This is a genomic window from Bacillus cereus (assembly GCF_002561295.1).
Classification (GTDB): Bacteria; Bacillota; Bacilli; order Bacillales; family Bacillaceae_G; genus Bacillus_A; species Bacillus_A cereus_S.
On record NZ_NTUG01000015.1, the window covers coordinates 1 to 20,441 of the forward strand.

A 20,441-nucleotide genomic window follows, 5' to 3' on the forward strand; every position below is an offset into this window, starting at 1 on the left:
CCAGCTGAGCTAATCCTCCGATAGTGGTGACCCGTACGGGATTCGAACCCGTGTTACCGCCGTGAAAGGGCGGTGTCTTAACCACTTGACCAACGGGCCAATATGAATGGCAGAGAAGAAGGGATTCGAACCCTCGCACCGCGTTAGCGATCTACTCCCTTAGCAGGGGAGCCCCTTGAGCCACTTGGGTACTTCTCTATATGGCTCCGCAGGTAGGACTCGAACCTACGACCGATCGGTTAACAGCCGATAGCTCTACCACTGAGCTACTGCGGAATAAGAAAGACAATTTACATCTTATATAAATTCATATTATAAGTCAAGTCATTTATACAATGTTTTGTACAAACGTGACATGTTTATAATATACTGGATTGATTTTTAACTGTCAAGGTGTTTTTTTACCTCTTTTAATCTACCTTTACACTTTCCACAAACATATCTTTCTGTATTAATTGATCGTCTTCTTACATATTGAAAAGAGCATTCTATGCACTCATACACTTTCGTTTTAAGCTCTTTTTTCACCCCCTGTATTTTCTTGCAAAACCTAGGGGCTCCAACCTCTTTTAATAACTGACGAAAATCTCGATCCCGATGTTGATATCCTTTCCCCATAATATGTAGATGATAATGACACAACTCATGCTTAATGATGCCGATTAGTTCTTCTTTTCCATACGCTTCATAATAATGATAGTTTAATTCTATATTATGACTTCTGAGCAAATATCTCCCCCCAGTTGTACGCAGACGTTTATTAAACATTGCTTTATGTACAAAAGCCCTTCCGAAGTATCGTAACGATATTTCTTCTACAAGTCTTTGAACTTCCTTTTCATTCATTTCTATCCCTCCAAAAACTAAAAATAAACTTACACTTTTCTTCTTTCTTATACATATATTAAATAGTACATATACCCATCCTCATTCAAAAAGCGCAACTTCTATGAAATCCTATCTGTTCATAGAACCTCGCTGACCAAACTCTTATAAGAAGTTCCCAAGATTGAACTTTCCGCTTACTTTTCATTTATAGGGACTACTTGTTAGGGCAGGATTAAACAAGGAGGGATTCTTATGCCTGCATGGCTCCGAAAACAAATGCAACGCGCATATTACGAAAAAAACCGGTATCAAATTAGGTTACTAAACGAATGCTGGTTTTATTATAGTAAAACAAATCAAAATTCCTAATAAAGTGGATTTTTAATCGGTAGGTTTGTACTTCTTTCCCCGATTAGAAATCCACTAATATCCGTTCAAAAAAAGAGCAGTATCATACCTGCTCTCTTTTTATTATTATTCAATAGGTAACATCGATAAAGCAACGCGCCCTTTTTTCATATCAACATCATCTACCCATACCTTTACAATTTGTCCGACAGATACCACATCTAACGGATGCTTCACAAACTGTTTGCTCAGTTTAGAAATATGTACTAAACCATCTTGTTTCACACCAATATCAACAAAAGCACCAAAATCAACAACATTTCGAACGGTTCCTTCTAACTCCATGGCGCGCTTTAAATCTTCTAATTTGAGAATTCCTTTTTTCAAAAGTGGCTTTGGCAATTCATCACGCATATCTCGTTCTGGACTAATTAAGGAATCTATAATATCAATTAATGTCGGTTCGCCAATATTCGTCTCTTGAGATAATTTAGAAAGCTCTACTCCTTCTAAACATTGTTGTAAATGTGGTTGTCCTACATCATCAATCGATAACCCTAAGCTCTTTAATAGCAATTCAACATTTTTATACTGCTCTGGATGGATGCTCGTTCTATCAAGTGGATTTTTACCCTCTAGTATACGCAAGAAACCAATACACTGTTCATACGTTTTAGCACCTAACCGCGGTATTTTCTTTAACTCTGTACGTTTTGTAAATTTCCCATCTTCTTCACGCTTGCTTACAATATTTTTCGCAACAGTTTTTGATAGCCCCGAAACGTATTGTAATAACGCGACAGAAGCTGTATTCACATTTACTCCCACTTGGTTAACAGCCGTTTCCACAACAAATGTTAATGATTCATTTAATCTCTTTTGTGATACATCATGTTGATATTGTCCTACCCCAACTGATTTCGGATCGATTTTCACAAGTTCTGCAAGTGGATCTTGCAGACGTCTTCCAATTGAAACAGCACTTCTTTCCTCAACTTGCAAATCCGGAAATTCTTCACGAGCCAAATCAGAAGCTGAATATACACTCGCCCCCGCTTCATTAACAATAATATAAAATACATCTCGCGGCACCGCTTGTAAAACATCTACTATAAACTCCTCTGTTTCCCTTGAAGCTGTACCATTTCCAATTGCAATCATCTGAACTTGATATTTATCTATAATAGAAATAACTTTTTCTTTTGCATCTTCATACTTCCGAACAGGTGGGTGCGGATAAATAACACCGATATGCAATACTTTCCCTGTATCATCTACTACCGCTAATTTACATCCCGTTCGATACGCAGGATCTACTGCTAATACTACCTTCCCTTTCATCGGTGGCTGTAATAATAAATTACGCAAATTCTCAGAGAAAATGTGAATCGCTTGCTCTTCTGCAGTTTCAGTTAATTCTTTACGAATCTCCCTTTCGATTGACGGTTGAACTAATCGCTTGTATCCATCATCAATCGCTAATTGTACATACTCTGCACTTTTAGAAGCATCATCACGAATCACTTTCTTATGTAAAAAGCGAACAATTTCTTCTATCGGCGGCACAACAGAAACTTTTAAAATCTCTTCTTTTTCACCACGGTTCATAGCTAATACACGATGTGGCACAATCTTTTGCAAAGGCTCTTCATAACCATAGTACATCTCATATATATTTTTTTCGTCTTTCTCTTCATCTTTTACAGAGGACGCGATCATTCCTTTTCTAAAGGTAACATTACGAATCCAGCTGCGGTACGCCGCATCATCCGATACAAATTCTGCAATAATATCTTGCGCACCTTGCAATGCTTCTTGGACAGATTGCACTTCTTTCTCAGCATTAACAAACTCTTTTGCCTTATCTTTTGGGTCCTCTTTCGTGAACAGAAGTAGCCATTCAGCTAACGGTTCAAGCCCCTTATCCTTAGCGATCGTCGCTTTCGTCCTTCTTTTTTCTTTATATGGACGGTACAAGTCTTCTACTTCTTGTAGTTTTGTTGCAGATATAATATATTGACGCAACTCTTCTGTTAATTTTCCCTTTTCATGAATCAGACGAAGAACCTCTTCTTTTCGATCTTCAAGTTGCATCATATATTGCCATCTTTCTAAGATTGCACGAATTTGCACTTCATCTAAAGATCCGGTCCATTCTTTTCGGTAACGAGCAATAAATGGAACTGTATTACCTTCTTCTGTTAATTGAATAACATGACGAACTTGCTTTTCTGTAAAGCCTAATTCTTTCACTAACATCTTCATTAACGCTTGTCGATTATCTACCATTTCCATATACAACCGAACCTCCCTTAATAAAAAAAGTTGCTCCTAAGAGAGCAACTTAAACTGCCGATTTAAAAATCTATTAGTCCTAAACTAATTTGCAGCGCTTCATCTACACGACCCATCATCAACTCATCTAAATGAGTGATTTTATCCGTTAAGCGTTGCTTATCGATTGTTCGAATCTGTTCGAGCAAGATAACAGAATCCCTCTCAAAGCCGTACTTTTTCGCATCAATTTCCACATGTGTGGGCAATTTCGCTTTCTGAATCTGCGCAGTAATAGCCGCTACAATCACAGTCGGACTAAAACGATTTCCGATGTCATTTTGAATGACAAGAACCGGACGAACGCCTCCTTGCTCAGAACCAACAACTGGGGAAAGGTCTGCAAAATACACGTCGCCGCGTTTTACAATCAAAATATTACCCCCCGCTAACTAAGCGTTCTACTGTATGAGCTGCTTCATACTCTGCTAAGAAAGCTTCAGATGCAATACCAAGATTAATTTTTCCCATTTCAATGTACCCACGTCGCATTGATTCATGTTGGTAGCGTTTCTTCGTCTTATGTTGACGCAATAACAGTTGTGTTGCCTGGAAAATTAGTTCATGGCGATTCTTATTCTCTTGTTTTCCAATTCCGTCCAATTCCGTTACCACTTGCTTTGGTAACCGAACCACGATTTCAGTAGTTACACTCGATTCGGACACAAAAATACACCTCCACCGTCAACTACACACCCAAATATATATGACACCTATTGTAATAATACCATTGTATGGAGCCTGTTGCAAAGACTTCCTTATTCCTTGTTTATGTTTTCCAATTGACAAACAAAACATTCACTCTCTTTTACTTTTTATCTCTTTCTAACACAAAACGACTACTGTAAATATTGCTTACTTATATATCATTTAAATAATTTATAACATCGACAGCCTTCCCATCTCGAATAAATATACGAGGAACTCGAAAGCTTATTGTTGTAATAATTTCATAGTTAATGGTACCTGAATACTCCGCAACCTCATTTGCACTAATGTATTCATCACCCTGCTTTCCAATAAGAGTAACTTTTGTGCCAAGTGGTACTTCGTAAGGAAGATGTAGCATCAATTGATCCATCGTAACACGCCCTACAATAGGAACCCTTTCCCCATCTACAAGCACCTTAAATCCTTGTAACCTTCTAAGCCATCCATCTGCATATCCAATTGGGACAGTCGCGATCCACTCTTCTATCTTCGTCCGGTAAGTAACACCATAACTAATCCCATCCCCTTTAATAACTTGCTTAATATGAGAGACTGTTGTATGAAGTGAAAGAGCAGGTTCTAATTGAATCGGTATGAATGGAAATATTTCTAGAGAAGGAGTTAAGCCATACATTACAATCCCAATCCTAACAGCATTAAATGTAATCCCGTGAAACCTCATGGTGGCGGCACTATTAGCCGCATGAATAAATTTTGGATCCACTCCAAATCCCTGAAGCCAACTTAACTGTTTCAAAAACGTATTATATTGCTTGTCAAAATACGAGGTTCCCACTTCATCAGCTGTTGAAAAGTGCGTATACACTCCTTCTAAATCAAAAAACGGAGCTTCTTCTAAACTACGCAAAAAACCTTTTAATTCTTCGCGTTCTCGAATTCCGATTCTCCCCATACCACTGTCAAAATTAAGATGAAATCGTAACGGTACCGAGCTATCCCAAATTTCTAGTGCCTCCTCGACCCACTCTCTTTGAAAAACAGTTAATGCCACATCATTTTCGGCAGCTACATTCACAACACGTGGTGATGATGGGCCTAGCACTAGAATCGGTGCAGTAATACCGGATCGGCGAAGCACTAATGCTTCATCTAAAAAAGCAACAGCTAGCCTTGTTGCTCCAGCCTCTAATGCAGTCTTAGCCACCGGCACATAATCATGTCCATACGAATTTCCTTTCACTACAGCAAAAACCTCAACATTTTCCGGAATCATTTTTTTAATATGTGTTACATTGTTATAAATAGCATCCAAATTTACTTCTACCCACGTATCACGGTAAAATGATGATTCTCCCATAAAAACACTTCCTTATATACGATATGCGAGGCTTATTCTTTTATATTCATCTTTTTAGGAAATCCATTCTCCAAAACAAGAAAAGACGTGGTGCATATACATCACCACGTCTAAAAAGTTTATTTCACCTGTTTTGCCGTAACAGAACGAGCTACCATTAATAGCTCATCCGGTTCTAAACCTTTAGACACGAGCATATATTCCACTCCATTATGCGACCATGTTAACGAGTCTTTTGCTAAAGCACCAATTGTAAAACCAAGATCCACTGGCTCTCCACTTACACTTATTGACGCTGAAGCTTCAGCAACCTTCGCCTTTTCTTGTATTAATGTAAAGGACTTCTTCTTCCCAGTGTATGTGAGTATCGCACGCTTGCCACCGTCTGTCTTTAACTCTTTCTCTTCATTTAAAACCATCCCTTGCGGAGTATCACTCGGATACAGAACAGCAAATGGTTTCTCTTCTTTCACTGTTGTTTGTACATCGACTTGCGCCCTAGACATATTTTGCTTCGTATCAAATGCACCCTTATCAAACTTTGTATCAAACTTCACCTTTGAAAACTCCACTTTTACAAGAACATTTTGATCATTATCCATCAATTTCACTGAAACAGGCGCTAAATCACTTTTATTCAATTTAATCTCTTGCTTTGGTAGCATATTTTGATGATTGTAATTCGTCTTAGTCTTAAACACGTAGTATTTATCGGTTTTCTCAAATGAAAGATTCTTCTTATCCTTTAAGATATCTCTTACAAGTGATTCATATAGGTAAGCCTGGCTACTATTTTGCGGCCAATCACTTTGAAATCGAAAACTTTTATTAAGAGCTGGCGTTAATACAAATACACCTTCATCATTTCTTAAAATGATTTGACTCTGATCTTTCTTTGCATTTTTTAAATTCACACGATAATAGGAGGGTTCTTTATGCCAAACTTCCACATTATATTCTTGCGGTTCATTCCCCGTCTTAATAGATAATTTCGCTTCAGCTTGATAACTCTTCATCCCCTTAACCTTCGCCTCTAAATCTCGCACGACATCTTCTTGTTTCTTTTCCATACAACCCACTAGTGCAAAAACGGTCAATAAACCGACAATCACTAAAAATAGCCGCCTTTTCATCATTTCAGCCCCTTTGCCCCTATAAATGAATGGAAGATATTTCTCCCTTATCGCTAACTCAAATATATGAGACAAAGATATAAAATATGCAGACTAGCGTGACGAGCTTTCTAAAACAACTTGCGCTACCGCAAATTCTCTACTATGACTAATCGATAGATGAACAATATGTTCCGTATTTACCACAAGAATCGGCTTACCTCTATCATCATTTTTTATTTCAATATCCAAAAAGCTTACTTCTTTTCCAATGCCAGTTCCAACAGCTTTCGAATATGCTTCTTTCGCCGCAAACCTTCCTGCTACAAATTCCACAAGGCGATGCCCTTTCAATTCAGCAGCAACATTTCTTTCTCCCTCAGTTAAAACACGATCCATAAATTTAAGCTTTCCATCTAACATTTTTTCAATTCGATTCAGTTCGATAATATCTATTCCAATCCCTATAATCATTTCAAAAGTCCCCTTCTTCTATTTATCTTCCTTCATTCATATTGTAAGAATAACAGAGAATCATTCTGATGCAAAAGGAGTGAAAATAGAAATGACATTCTCACATATGCGAACCACCTTACAACCCACCGTTCTCTTTTTCCTGACCTTACAACTCGTCATAATCATACCAGGGGATTTTTTCTTTTATCATTTAGCTGCTTACAACGAGTATATTTCTAAAGGGGAATATTGGCGTCTTATAACCTCTCTATTTATACACGTAGACTTTCAACACTTTCTTTCCAATAGCATTTGTCTATTCTTTCTCGGTCAATCTATCGAAAAACAACTAGGTAGTATTCGCTTCATTCTTTTATTTTTCACAGCCGGCATTAGTGGCAATATTGCATCTTATATCATTATGCCTATTGAGTATATTCATGCCGGCGCATCGGGCGGTATTTTCGGGTTACTTGGCGCACAACTTTTTCTTTTATATAGTCGCTACCATTCTTCTCAACCAAAAGAGTTCGTTTTCCTCTCTTCAATTATATTTCTATTACTTCTTTTTACCTTCTTTAATCCTTCCGCTAACCCTATTAGCCATTTAACCGGACTACTAATCGGTGGTATTGGCACTCCACTTTTCATAAAAAAATCGATGGTGTAGAGCTTATTTCATATAAAAGCTCCCACCATCGATTATTTCCACTTCTGGTTTTGTACCAAGATCTCGTAGTAATTGAAATAAAGCCTCATCCTTTTTCTTCGCTTCAATCATACAATCAATCTGAGGGACACTACCTTTGATTTTCTGTAAAAAGGATAAAAATGTACCCGCATCAATAAAATCTGCGTGAGCTCTAGGGTCATTTCCTTCTCGCGGGCTAGAAATATGCATCTTGATTGGTAATAAAGAAGTTTTCCATGTATCCACTACACGACCCCAATGTTCATACCAATCTTCTTTATCGTTATTCATCATATGATGATGCAGATCAAATACAACCGGAACTGCAAGTTTTTCACCTAAATATAATGTTTCTTGTAACGAAAAAGTCGTATCATCATTTTCTAACATAATCATCTCTTGGATACTTACAGGAATATTCGACCAATTTTCTATAAAGCGTTCTAAGGCAAGTTCTTTATCACCATAACCTCCACCAACATGTAACACACAGCGGGGTCCTTTCTGCATTCCCATTCCCTTTAATAGCTTCCGATGCATTTGAAGTGTCTTTATTGATTGTTTCAAAATATGTTCTTGAGGTGAATTTAGCACCACGAAGTGATCTGGATGAAAATCGATTCTCATCTTCATCCGATGCGCGTAATCACCCACTTCTTTCAATTTCTCTTTTAAAGGACGAATATAATTCCAATCTAATAGCTCTTCATGGTTAGCTAATGGCACCAATTTTGAACTAAATCGAAAAAAAGATATGTCATTCCCTTTATTATGTTTTAATAATCGCAAACAATTGTCCAAATTAGAATTTGCAATTCTTTCAAGTTTATAAATCGCCGCCTCTCGATCTTTAATACGTTGAAATTGTGCATATGTCATCGTTTGAGACGGAGATGCATTTTTCAAATGCATGCTCATCGCTACATAACCGAGCCTTACAAGCATAAAACCCCTCTTCTCTATACAACTTACTATGTAGTATGTACAATTACATAAATAAAAAAAGAGGATATCCTTTTTGGGGACATCCTCACTTTTATTAAGCTTGTGGCTTACGGCTATGATGTTTTCTTTCGCCGCGTCCATTTGAAGATCCTGGGCGACCTTGACCTTCACCTTTACGACCACCACGGTTGCGGTTACCATCACGATTACCGTCACGATTACGACCATCACGGTTACGGTCACGATTACGACCATCTCCGCCGCGTCCATCACGACTACGGTTACGGTTACCATCACGGTATCCACTTCCGTTACCACCGCGTTTTTTAGAACCGCCACCTCTTGAAACAACTGGTGGTTCTGATGTTAAAGCGATTGGAGTTGTATCTGGCTCTTTTGTCATCATTTTTAAAGCAGCAGCTACTACTGTTACAGAGTCATTCTCTTCTAACATTTCTTCTGCAATACGCTTGTAGTATGATAAGTTATCACTTTCAATTGTGCTTTGAAGTTTTTCTGCGATTAAACGTTGTTGACCTTCTAATGCTTCGTCAAGTGTCGGTGCATTCATACGGTCCATTTTACGTTTAGTTGTACGCTCGATATTTTTTAATTGTCCTGATTCACGTGGTGTTACAAATAGCATTGCAATACCTTTTTTACCAGCACGGCCAGTACGACCAATACGGTGAACATATGATTCTGGATCTTGTGGAATATCAAAGTTGTATACGTGTGTTACACCTGAAATATCAAGACCACGCGCTGCAACGTCTGTTGCAACAAGAACTTCGATAGAACCTTCTTTAAATTTACGTAGTACAGACATACGTTTCGCTTGTGTTAAATCACCATGAATACCTTCTGCTGCATAACCACGTAAGTTTAATGCTTCTGATAATTCATCAACACGACGCTTTGTGCGACCGAATACGATTGCAAGCTCTGGAGATTGAATATCTAATAAGCGTGTTAATACGTCAAACTTTTTCTTTTCTTGCACTTCTAAATAGAACTGCTGAATGTTTGGCATTGTTACTTCTTTTGCTTTTACTTTAATGTGTTGAGGCTCAGTCATGAAACGCTCAGCAATACGACGGATTGGATCTGGCATTGTTGCTGAGAATAATAATGTTTGATGCGTTTCTGGCACATCTGTTAAAATCGCTTCAATATCTTCAATGAAGCCCATGTTTAACATTTCATCCGCTTCATCAAGAACAACAGTTTCTACGTTTTGTAGACGAAGTGTTTTACGGTTAATATGATCTAAAATACGACCCGGCGTACCAACAATAATGTGTGGGTGTTTTTTTAGAGCACGAATTTGGCGGTTAATATCTTGGCCACCATAGATTGGTAAAATACGAACACGTTTATGCTTACCGATTTTGTAAAGCTCTTCTCCAACTTGAATTGCTAATTCACGCGTTGGCGCGATAACAATACCTTGAACCGATTCTTTATGTGTATCCACTTTGTCTAATAGTGGTAATCCGAATGCTGCTGTTTTCCCTGTACCTGTTTGCGCCTGTCCAATAATGTCTTTACCTTGCAATGCATGTGGAATTGTTTCAGCTTGAATCGGCGTAGCCTCTTCAAAGCCCATACTTTCAACAGATTGCAATAAAGAATCACTTAATCCTAATTCTCGAAATGTTGTCAATGTTACTTCTCCTTTTCTATCCTATACTTATCATTTAAAAAAAGGCGTTTTCCGAAATTGCGGAAAAGCCCTTTTCCTGAATGCTCACGTATATAAACGGGCGTATATTCTTCGCGAAAATACTTCTAAACGTTATTACACTTTATCAATTATAAGTTTTGTATGTGCAAAAAGCAAACCCAACTGTTACCTTATTTCATATAAAAAGCTTTTTTCTTTACTTTTATTTTTTTATTCTTTACTGTAAGCGCTTATTAACAGTTTCCGCTATTTTTGTAGCTATCATCCCTATTTACATACACCAATTATTTCAACATCGTAATAATTTCTTCTAATTTCATGCCGCGAGATGCTTTAACTAACACAACATCTTTTTCATCAATTACTGTTTGTAATTCTTTCACAAGTTCCTCTTTATTGTCATATACTTTTACGCGCTCTTTAGGAAAATTAATTTTTGCTCCTTCAGCAATTTGAGCCCCTAATCTACCGTATGTGAATACATATGAGATTTTTGCTGGATCAATTAATTTACCTACTTCATAATGGAACTGTACTTCTTGATCCCCAAGCTCTAGCATATCACCAAGTACAACAACTTTTTTAGCAAATCCATCTAGACCATTCATTAAATGGAACGCAGCCTCCATTGCTGTTGGACTCGCATTATAAGCATCGTTGATGACCGTTAAACCATTATTTGTTTTCACAATTTCCATACGCATGCCCGTCATTTGAAGTGTTACTAACCCTTGCTTCATCTCTTCCCACGTTACACCGAAATATTTCGCAATCGCCATTGAGGCAAGTGTATTATATACATTATGCTTTCCAAGAACCGGTAGATAAAATACCGTATCCTTATCCTGATTCATCTTAAAGTACGTTCCCGTTGCCTGCAATGTTACAGAAGTTGGATAATAATCATTTGCCCTTGCATCACCAAATGTAATCGTCTCAGCAGCTAGGTTCATATTTGGGACACGATTTGTTAAAAGTGGCTCATCACCATTGTATACAAATACTCCACCGTTTTGTAAACCAGTAACGATTTCAAGCTTCGCCTCAGCAATCGCATCACGAGAACCTAAATCCATTAAATGCGCTTCTCCAATATTTGTAATAATCGCAGCATTTGGGCGAGCTAATTTAGATAAAAATTCAATTTCACCCAAGCTAGACATTCCCATCTCTAATACAGCCATTTCTGTATTCTCTTCTAGGCTTAAAATAGTAAGTGGCAAACCGATATGATTATTAAAGTTCCCCTCTGTTTTTTGAACTTTAAATTTTGTTGCAAGGAGACTTGTCACAATGTCCTTCGTAGACGTTTTACCGTTACTTCCTGTTACACCTATAACTTTTACATCTAACTGATCACGATAGCTTTTCGCTAATGCTTGCAATGCTTCTAGTGTATCTTCTACAAAAATCACTGGTATATCCGTAGGGGGATTTTGCACATCTTTTTTCCAAAGCGTAGCTACAGCACCATTTTCAACTGCTTTATCTACAAAAGAATGACCGTCAAAGCGATCACCTTGAATCGGAACATATAGATTACCTTTTTCAATTTTCCGTGTATCAATTGATACACCTTGTACAGTAATTTCGGCATATCTCTCTACTAAACCCGTTCCATTTATCATTTTCTCTACTTGTTTTAACGTTCGTTTTATCATAAAAAGCACTCCTTACATAGAGGAAGCACTATTCTTTTTGAATAGTGCTTCCTCCTTTTTTGTTAGATTGTATATTTAATTTTTTGCTTTTCTTCGTGACGCTCAATTGCCAAACGAATTAATTCTTCAATTAACTCTGGATATGGTAAGTTTGTATGTTGCCATAATAACGGGAACATACTAAATGGCGTAAATCCTGGCATTGTATTTACTTCATTAATGTACACTTCTCCATCTTTCGTTAAGAAGAAATCAGCTCTTGTTAAGCCCGCACTATCTAAAGATTGGAATGCAATAATTGCATCTCGCTTAATTACATCAGACTCTTCTTCTGTCATTTCAGCTGGGATAATTAATGCTGTATCACCATCGATGTATTTCGACTTGTAATCATAGAAGTCTTTTTTCGGTACAATTTCACCTACAACTGAACATTTCGGCTCATCATTACCTAATACACCAACTTCTACTTCACGCCCTACGATGTTTTCTTCTACAATAATTTTGCGATCAAATTGGAACGCCTCTTCAAATGCATTGTCCAGCTCTTCACGATCTTTACACTTATTAATACCAACACTTGAGCCAAGGTTTGCTGGTTTTACGAAGCAAGGATAGCCTAATACTTCTTCTACCTTTTCATATGCTGTTTCACGATCTTTTTCCCATGTGCTACGAATGAAAGATGCATATTTCGCTTGTTTCAATCCAGCTTCTGCAAAGATATTTTTCATAACAACTTTATCCATGCCGGCAGCTGATGCTAATACACCGTTACCTACGTATGGAATGTTCAGTAATTCTAATAACCCTTGTACCGTTCCATCTTCACCATTTGGTCCATGTAATAACGGGAAAATAACATCAATTGCATCTTCTTGTTTAGAATTTGCAGTTGGGATAATTTCTGTACTTAATGAAACAGGAGAGATTGTATTTTCTTCCCCACTCATTTGTAATGCTTCAACAGTTGTTACTTCGCCTTCAATACGCTCACCGCGCATCCATTGGCCTTGTTCTGTAATATAAATTGGATGAATCTCGAATTTATCTTGATTTAATGCTTTAATAGCGGCAAGAGCTGTTTGTAATGAAACTTGATGCTCCGCCGATTTTCCACCATATAATAAACCTAATTTAATTTTCGTCAATGAAATCACCCTAACCAATTGTTTTCATTTTTCTATTTTAGCACTTTTTATAGAAATAGGTAGTTCCTATTTAAAATAAAATGAAACTTCCATGAGTGATAGGACTGTTTTCTTCATTATATCTTTCAAGCAATAATTCTAATCTTCTTGTACTTTCTTATAACAAATTTCACCTCATATTCTAGTTATGTACCTAAAATATATGAAGAAACGCTTCTTTTGGTGTATGTCACTTATGGGTTAGGAAGATTGTTTTGTGACAACTCCTTTTTGTCTTTGCTCTACAAGACGATCTAAAGAAATATATATAAGACCAGCTACTACACAGCCCACTCCTAATATTGTAAATAATAAATGCCCTAACAATCGGTCAAGTAAAAAACCTCCAAGAAGCGGCCCAAATGCGTTCCCTGTAATCCACTGTAAGCTCGCTGCACCCATATATGTCCCGCGTAAATGCTCCGGTGCTAAATTGGCCACAAATGTCATTTGTACAGGTGACATAATCATTTCACCTAGCGTATATACCGCATATATAACTAGTAACGTTATTAAAATAACAGTCGCACTTGCACCAAATCCACCAAACCACTTTGGAATCCAACCGATGAAAAACAACCCAATTCCAAATAACCACGCTCCATATAACATCGTCCTTCCAACAGGTTTATCTGTCGCCCATTTCGAAATTTGAAATTGGAATAAGACGACTAGCAGACCATTTAAAGCCATTAAATATGGATACGGGTTGTTTTTACCGAATATTTCTTTCATCTCGTTATCAAAATGAAGAGGAAGCATACCTTCTGTTTGTGAAAAACCCATGGAAATAATAACGCCTGCCAACAAATAAATCACCAACACTTTATCTTGCAGAACAACTTTCCAGACAGGGCCAGATTCCTTATCCTTTTCTTCTTTCAATACAGTTTTCGGCATAGTTTCTTGAATAAGTATTAACACAAGAAGCGCGTAAAATAGCATTGTAGATGAAGCAATAATAAACACTATATTTTTCGAAAGAACAACTACTGAAGCTCCCATAATTGGTCCGATAGCCGCCCCGATATTATGCCCCATTCGCAATAACCCATATGCTTCCGTCCTTTTCTCAGGCGCTGTCACATCCGCTACCATTGCCGATGCCGCTGGATGGAATAGCGAATTACTTAATCCTAAAAGAATTGATAAAATAGCATACGGTATAAATCCTTCTATAAATAAAAAACCGAGCATCAACACTGCATTACTCGCCATCGAAATAATCATAATTGGCTTTCTTCCATATATATCAGCAATTCTGCCCCCTATCAAAGATCCAAAACTGGCCGCAATCGGAGAAAGCGCCATGATAATCCCTACTTGCAATAAAGAATCCACCTTATCTTTTAAATACAGTGCAAAAAATGGCATTAACATCATCATCGCAATGCCATTTAATGTTTCTCCTATAAAACGGATCCACACGTTACGATCCATCGCTTGTAACTCACGCCATGTCTGTTTCATTTACAACACTCCTTTAATCGACCACCCCTTATCTTATATCATTTTTAGAAAAATGTAAATTTTCAAAACAAAAGATCCGTTCTATTCTATTTAGAACGGATCTTTTCTCTATAAATTCGCTACATCTTCTTCATCTTTTTTATTATTTAAAACACTATGCTTTCGACTATATAGGAAGTAAACGGCTATACCAATCACCATCCAGATGCCAAAGCTCATCCATGCAGTTCCTGATAATTGAAGCATTAAATATAAACAAAAGATAACTGTTAACGCAGGTAAAACTGGTACAAGTGGCGCTTTAAAAGCACGTGGTAGATCTGGATGTGTTCTTCTTATTACGATAACTGCAACTGCCACAAGTGCAAAAGCAGATAATGTTCCCATGTTTACAAGGTGTGCTAATACATTTAAATCGATAAGCCCCGAAATAAGTGCTGCGATAATCCCTGTTGTCCATGTATTTAAAAATGGTGTTTTAAATTTCGGATGAACTTTTGCAAGACGCTTCGGTAATAATCCATCACGACTCATTGCATATGAAACACGAACCTGCCCATACATCATAACTAACATTACAGTTGTAATCCCCGTAATTGCTCCTACCGAGATAACACCCGCTAAACCATCTTGTCCAATAAACTGAAGCGCAAAAGCCACCGGATCAGAAATATTCAGCTGACCATACGGTACAATCCCTGTCAAAATAAGTGAAACAACGATATAAAGAATCGTACAAATGAGTAATGATGCGATAATACCAATTGGTAAATCTCGTTGTGGACGTTTTACCTCCTCCGCTGCTGTCGATACAGCATCAAATCCAATGAATGCAAAGAATACTGTTGCAGCCCCAGCCATTACGCCATCAAGACCAAACGGCATAAACGGTGTCCAGTTTTCCGGCTTTACATAATTAAAACCAGCAAAGATAAAGAGTAATACGACTGCTATTTTAATAAAAACCATAATATTGTTTACGCGGGCACTTTCACGTACACCTCTAGATAAAAGGGCAGTCATAATTAGAATGATAATGACAGCTGGTAAATCGATAAGGCCACCCTTTCCTGTTCCAGGTGCAGAAGCTAGAATAGTCGGAATATGAATCCCAAAGCCTTTTAATAAAGATTGGAAATACGCAGACCATCCATTGGCTACCGCAGATGTTGCTAATAAATATTCCAACATTAAATCCCATCCAATTAAAAATGCAAACACCTCTCCCATCGTCGCATACGTATACGTGTAAACGCTTCCCGAAACTGGGACAGAAGATGCAAATTCTGCGTAACAGAATGCAGCAAAGGCACATGCTAATGCAGCTACAGCAAATGATAAAATGATAGCTGGTCCAGAATGTTTCGCCGCTACAACACCTGTTAGAACAAAAATCCCTGTTCCAACAATAGCTCCAATCCCAAGCATTGTTAAATCCAGTGCTCCCAATGTTCTTGCTAATGTTTTCTGTTTACTTTCTTGCATTAGTTTCGCAATCGGCTTTTTTTGAAAAATTTGTTTCATAGCATGCACCTCTAATTTATAATTTTCAGAAAATTTTTAATTCGTGTTTTTATTTTACTCATAACATATTTTTTAGTCAATACTTTTGTCGAAATAAACAGAAAAATAACTAAACAACAAAAAAAATGTAATACAATCAATACATAGCCCCCTTCATTATCACATTTGTTCACCACATTAAATAAATTTATCATTCGACATAAAAAGATAAACAATATACAAATAATGTATATAGTTATATCCCTATATCTTTTTATAATTATTTTTGATATTCTATAAATTGTCGATTCCAACTAAAAAGAGGCATACTCATAAAATGAGCATGCCTCTTTTCTTTTATTTTGTAGTATATGAACCTTCTTCAATCCAACTATACATATATTTCTCGTCTTCCGCTTCATGTGCTTGTTTCACAATTCGAAGCGGGCGGAATGTATCAATCATGACTGCTAGTTCAATCGTTTCTTTTTTCCCTAAACTAGCTTCTGTTTTTCCAGGATGTGGTCCATGCGGAATCCCACTTGGATGAAGTGTAATGGAACCTTCCTCTACACCTTTTCTACTCATAAAGTTTCCTTCTACATAATAAAGAACTTCATCACTATTTACGTTACTATGATAATATGGCGCCGGAATTGCATCCGGATGATAATCATATAAACGCGGCACAAAGGAACAAATAACAAAGTTATGACCTTCAAAAGTTTGATGGACTGGTGGCGGCTGATGAATACGACCTGTAATTGGTTCAAAATCCTCCACATTAAAGACCCAAGGATATAAATATCCATCCCAGCCAACAACATCTAACGGATGATGCTGCATAATATGTTTATGCATATACCCTCTCGACTTTGTCATAACAACAAACTCGCCTTTCTCATCATATGTCTCTAACTTCTCTGGACCACGAATATCTCTTTCACAGAAAGGGCTATGTTCTAATAATTGACCATATTCATTACGATAACGGCGCGGTGTTGTAATTTGGCTATTTGCTTCCACAACAAGGAACTTAGACTCTCCCTCATCTGGAATAACTCGGTAAATTGTTCCGATTGGAATTGTTACATAATCACCTTTACGGTAATGAATTGTTCCAAACATTGTCTCAATTTTCCCAGTTCCATAATGAATAAACAACATTTCATCGCCATCACCATTACGATAGAAATAATCCATTTTTTCCGTCGGATTCACAACACCAATTAATAAATCCTCATTCCCTAATATAAAGTTCCTTCCACTTACTGCGTCACCCGTTTTTCTATTTTCCTTCGTACGAAAATGACGATGAGCAAGAACTACATCTTCTTCATACTGCAACTGACAGGAATGCGCTAGCGCAGCGTGTCCTACTTCAGTTGGCATATAATGATGATACAAAATAGATTGGGTACCAGAGAAACCTTTCGTTCCCATCACCTGTTCACGATAAAGCGATCCATCTTCTTTACGAAATTGTACATGTCGTTTATGAGGAAGCTCCCCCATGTGACGATAATACATGCCCATCACCCGCCTTCATTTCTTTTTTTACTGTATTACGCAACGTGCCCAATCCGGTAATCGCAAGTTCTACAACGTCACCATCTTGTAACCACTTTTCTGTACCAAGTTCTAAAATACATCCTGTTCCAACCGTACCAGAACCAATTACATCTCCTGGATATAGCGTAACATCCGCTGAAGCACGTTCTATCATTTCTGCAAACGTATAGTAAATGTCTCGGAAATTCCCTTTAGACAAAAGTTCTCCATTAACGTGAGTAGTCATCTCTAAGTTATACCGTTCACCTATACGGTACGGTGCTAACTCTTCTTTCGTAACAAGATACGCCCCTAATGAAGTTGCAAAATCCTTTCCTTTTGCTGGGCCAAGCCCCACTTTCATTTCCTCAGCTTGCAAATCCCTTGCACTCCAATCATTCATAATACAATAGCCAAAAATATATTCTTCTGCTTGTTCACGCGAAATATTTCTTCCCTCTTTCCCAATAACACAAGCAATTTCTAACTCATAGTCGAGCTTTTGAGATTGTTTCGGGCAAGAAACTGCAACTTCCGGACCAATAACTGCACGATGGTTTGTAAAGTAAAAAACCGGAATATCATACCACTCCGGAACAACATCTAAACCACGACGGCCACGTGCTGTTTTCACGTGTTGCTCAAATGCATAAAAATCACGAATACTACCTGGATTAGGAATGGCTGCACAAAGCTGTACATCTTCCAAAGCGTACACGCCACTTATAGGCTTTTGAATACCACGTACGATTCCTACATATTCATCCGCTTTCTCTAAAAAAGCGAGCATAGATGAAGGAAGAACTCCATCACTTGCTAGATTCATATCAATGACTTTGTTACCTTCCAGCCAACCTGCATGCGTTTCTCCTGAAGGAAGACGAAATGTAATAAATCTCATCACTATTCCTCCTCACCGTTTATATAAAGTGAAACTTTAATCAGTGGGGATTTTCTCCATCCCCCACTGATTATCAGCCCGCACCAATCGGGCTTTTACGGACAGTTCATTCCCTACCTAACTTCTTTGATTCCGCCAAATTCTAAGGTGGGAGTGTTACTGTCCGTTAATGCGGGGTAAAGTGAAACTTTAATCAGTGGGGGAGATCCCCCACTGACAGATAACCATTTTATAAATTTCCGCGGCGCTCTTGTTCTCTTTCAATAGATTCAAATAAAGCTTTAAAATTCCCTTCTCCGAATCCACGAGAACCTTTACGCTGAATAATTTCAATAAATAATGTTGGACGATCCACGATTGGCTTCGTAAAGATTTGCAGCAAGTAGCCCTCTTCATCACGGTCCACAAGAATCTTAAGTTCTTTTAACTTATCAACCTCTTCATCAATTTCACCGACACGCGCTGTCAACTCATCATAATATGTGTCTGGTGTATCTAAAAACTCCACCCCATTCGCACGAAGCGCTTTAACTGTTTTCACAATATCATTTGTCAATAATGCTAGATGCTGTACACCGGCACCGTTATAAAACTCTAAGTATTCTTGAATTTGTGATTTACGTTTACCATCTGCAGGTTCATTAATTGGAAATTTAATACGACTTCCATTTGTCATAACCTTTGACATTAAAGCTGAATATTCCGTGCTAATATCGTCATCATCAAAATGAATCATTTGTTTAAAGCCCATAACGTTTTCATAATAGCTAACCCACTCTTCCATTTTTTCAACGTTACCAACAACATGATCCACAGCGATTAATCCTGATTCGTCACTTGGAATATTAAATTCAATTTCTTCATAACCAGGCATAAATTTACCCTTATAATTTTTACGCTCCACAAGAGTATGAATTGTATCACCATACGTACCGATAACAGCCTTTTTTAATGTTCCATGCTCATCCGTTAATTCTTCCGGCGGAGCAATCGCAACAGCACCTCGTTTGACAGCCTCTGAATAGGCCTTTTCAACATCGTCAACAAGTAAAGCTACGTCTTTTACTCCATCACCATGAGTCTTTACAAATTCCGCGATACGACTCTCACTATTTAAAGTTCCAGACACAACAAAACGCATGTTTTTTTGCACAAGAACATACGATACCTTTTCGCGATTTCCAGTTTCCAATCCAGAATAAGCAACAATTTTAAATCCAAACGCTCTCGCAAGGTAATAACTTGATTGCTTTGCATTTCCTACATAAAATTCTAAATGATCGACATCACGTACCGGAAAGAAATCCTCCATTTGTGCAGCTAGCGTATCCATAGATTTTTGTTTCATAAATTCCTCATCCCCCTGTAAATAAATTGAATGTTACATACTTAGAACTAATCGAAAACGCTTCCAGTTATCACTAAAAAAATTAGTTAGCAAGCTAACAAATTTCTAACTCTTAAAATTTTCTATCTTTTCTGTCAAATCCCTCTTTTTTCTCCCATATAAAATTCGACTTTTTTCTATTTTTAATCGTTACATCCTTTAAGCCATCCACGAAAAGCCCAACATTCAATTGAACCGGGCAAGCTGTCTTCCGACTATATCGTTTGTCCCTTTTACGATTTATATAATCGTATAGCGAGTCCACATGTGATTCTCTATTTTTCATCCCGCACTAACAATAACCCATCGATTTCTTTCCTTATACAAAATATAAACCAAATAAAAAAG

The 20,441-nt window shown here is 37.5% G+C and carries 18 protein-coding genes and 3 tRNA genes; 2 read left to right on the forward strand and 19 right to left on the reverse strand.

From position 1 onward, the window contains the following. Nucleotides 1-24: 24 nt before the first annotated feature. From CN373_RS11645 to CN373_RS11660, 4 genes are all read right to left on the reverse strand, one after another. Nucleotides 25-99: transfer RNA gene (locus CN373_RS11645), tRNA-Glu, on the reverse strand. An 8-nt stretch (nucleotides 100-107) separates the two neighbouring features. Then, a tRNA-Ser gene (locus CN373_RS11650) sits at nucleotides 108-198 on the reverse strand. Nucleotides 199-201: 3 nt separating this feature from the next. Beyond that, nucleotides 202-276: transfer RNA gene (locus CN373_RS11655), tRNA-Asn, on the reverse strand. A gap of 105 nt (nucleotides 277-381) precedes the next feature. Further along, nucleotides 382-846, reverse strand: coding sequence for a SprT family protein (locus CN373_RS11660; protein ID WP_098359417.1), 465 nt, complete (start codon nucleotides 844-846; stop codon nucleotides 382-384). Between the two features lie 234 nt (nucleotides 847-1,080). On the opposite strand from CN373_RS11660, the gene cmpA reads away from it, so the two are divergent. Continuing rightward, the gene (cmpA, locus tag CN373_RS11665; RefSeq protein ID WP_001112064.1) at nucleotides 1,081-1,197 is read left to right on the forward strand and encodes a cortex morphogenetic protein CmpA; all 117 of its coding nucleotides are present in this window, start codon (nucleotides 1,081-1,083) and stop codon (nucleotides 1,195-1,197) included. Between the two features lie 105 nt (nucleotides 1,198-1,302). On the opposite strand, the gene CN373_RS11670 is transcribed toward cmpA, so the two are convergent. The 6 genes from CN373_RS11670 to acpS form a co-directional block, all read right to left on the reverse strand. Continuing rightward, nucleotides 1,303-3,471, reverse strand: a complete 2,169-nt coding sequence (locus tag CN373_RS11670; RefSeq protein WP_111901915.1) for a Tex family protein — start codon at nucleotides 3,469-3,471, stop codon at nucleotides 1,303-1,305. A 62-nt stretch (nucleotides 3,472-3,533) separates the two neighbouring features. Next, a complete protein-coding gene (gene ndoA, locus CN373_RS11675; protein ID WP_000635962.1) occupies nucleotides 3,534-3,884 on the reverse strand; it encodes a type II toxin-antitoxin system endoribonuclease NdoA in 351 nt (116 codons plus the stop codon). 4 nt (nucleotides 3,885-3,888) lie between these two features. Further along, nucleotides 3,889-4,176, reverse strand: coding sequence for an antitoxin endoai (locus CN373_RS11680; RefSeq protein WP_098359419.1), 288 nt, complete (start codon nucleotides 4,174-4,176; stop codon nucleotides 3,889-3,891). 193 nt (nucleotides 4,177-4,369) lie between these two features. Next, nucleotides 4,370-5,539, reverse strand: a complete 1,170-nt coding sequence (alr, locus tag CN373_RS11685; protein ID WP_000504747.1) for an alanine racemase — start codon at nucleotides 5,537-5,539, stop codon at nucleotides 4,370-4,372. A gap of 119 nt (nucleotides 5,540-5,658) precedes the next feature. Then, complete coding sequence (locus CN373_RS11690; RefSeq protein WP_033664599.1) at nucleotides 5,659-6,609, reverse strand: LolA family protein; 951 nt, start codon at nucleotides 6,607-6,609, stop codon at nucleotides 5,659-5,661. A gap of 156 nt (nucleotides 6,610-6,765) precedes the next feature. Then, entirely contained in the window at nucleotides 6,766-7,125 is a 360-nt protein-coding gene (acpS, locus tag CN373_RS11695; protein WP_000583413.1) for a holo-ACP synthase, read from the reverse strand. A gap of 91 nt (nucleotides 7,126-7,216) precedes the next feature. On the opposite strand from acpS, the gene CN373_RS11700 reads away from it, so the two are divergent. Continuing rightward, nucleotides 7,217-7,777 carry a rhomboid family intramembrane serine protease gene (locus tag CN373_RS11700; protein WP_002055547.1) on the forward strand — a complete coding sequence of 187 codons (561 nt, stop codon included), beginning with the start codon at nucleotides 7,217-7,219 and terminating at the stop codon, nucleotides 7,775-7,777. Nucleotides 7,778-7,780: 3 nt separating this feature from the next. Here CN373_RS11700 and uvsE read toward each other — a convergent pair whose 3' ends face one another. The 9 genes from uvsE to hppD form a co-directional block, all read right to left on the reverse strand. Further along, nucleotides 7,781-8,743: a UV DNA damage repair endonuclease UvsE gene (gene uvsE, locus CN373_RS11705; protein ID WP_000961142.1), complete on the reverse strand. Its 963-nt coding sequence runs from the start codon at nucleotides 8,741-8,743 to the stop codon at nucleotides 7,781-7,783. 94 nt (nucleotides 8,744-8,837) lie between these two features. After that, nucleotides 8,838-10,409: a DEAD/DEAH box helicase gene (locus CN373_RS11710; RefSeq protein ID WP_098359420.1), complete on the reverse strand. Its 1,572-nt coding sequence runs from the start codon at nucleotides 10,407-10,409 to the stop codon at nucleotides 8,838-8,840. Nucleotides 10,410-10,714: 305 nt separating this feature from the next. Next, the gene (locus tag CN373_RS11715) at nucleotides 10,715-12,091 is read right to left on the reverse strand and encodes a UDP-N-acetylmuramoyl-tripeptide--D-alanyl-D-alanine ligase (RefSeq protein ID WP_098359421.1); all 1,377 of its coding nucleotides are present in this window, start codon (nucleotides 12,089-12,091) and stop codon (nucleotides 10,715-10,717) included. A gap of 62 nt (nucleotides 12,092-12,153) precedes the next feature. Further along, complete coding sequence (locus tag CN373_RS11720; RefSeq protein WP_098359422.1) at nucleotides 12,154-13,242, reverse strand: D-alanine--D-alanine ligase; 1,089 nt, start codon at nucleotides 13,240-13,242, stop codon at nucleotides 12,154-12,156. A 240-nt stretch (nucleotides 13,243-13,482) separates the two neighbouring features. Then, on the reverse strand, nucleotides 13,483-14,751 hold the full coding sequence (locus CN373_RS11725) for an MDR family MFS transporter (protein ID WP_000815477.1): 1,269 nt from the start codon (nucleotides 14,749-14,751) through the stop codon (nucleotides 13,483-13,485). A gap of 108 nt (nucleotides 14,752-14,859) precedes the next feature. Continuing rightward, complete coding sequence (locus CN373_RS11730; protein ID WP_098359423.1) at nucleotides 14,860-16,275, reverse strand: amino acid permease; 1,416 nt, start codon at nucleotides 16,273-16,275, stop codon at nucleotides 14,860-14,862. A 336-nt stretch (nucleotides 16,276-16,611) separates the two neighbouring features. Next, nucleotides 16,612-17,784 (reverse strand): homogentisate 1,2-dioxygenase, encoded by a 1,173-nt coding sequence (locus tag CN373_RS11735; protein ID WP_000291796.1) that lies wholly within the window; start codon nucleotides 17,782-17,784, stop codon nucleotides 16,612-16,614. Continuing rightward, nucleotides 17,750-18,706 carry a fumarylacetoacetate hydrolase family protein gene (locus tag CN373_RS11740; RefSeq protein WP_001211062.1) on the reverse strand — a complete coding sequence of 319 codons (957 nt, stop codon included), beginning with the start codon at nucleotides 18,704-18,706 and terminating at the stop codon, nucleotides 17,750-17,752. Before CN373_RS11740 ends, CN373_RS11735 begins: the two co-directional genes overlap by 35 nt. 229 nt (nucleotides 18,707-18,935) lie before the next feature. After that, nucleotides 18,936-20,054, reverse strand: coding sequence for a 4-hydroxyphenylpyruvate dioxygenase (hppD, locus tag CN373_RS11745; protein WP_000810924.1), 1,119 nt, complete (start codon nucleotides 20,052-20,054; stop codon nucleotides 18,936-18,938). Nucleotides 20,055-20,441 lie beyond the last annotated feature (387 nt).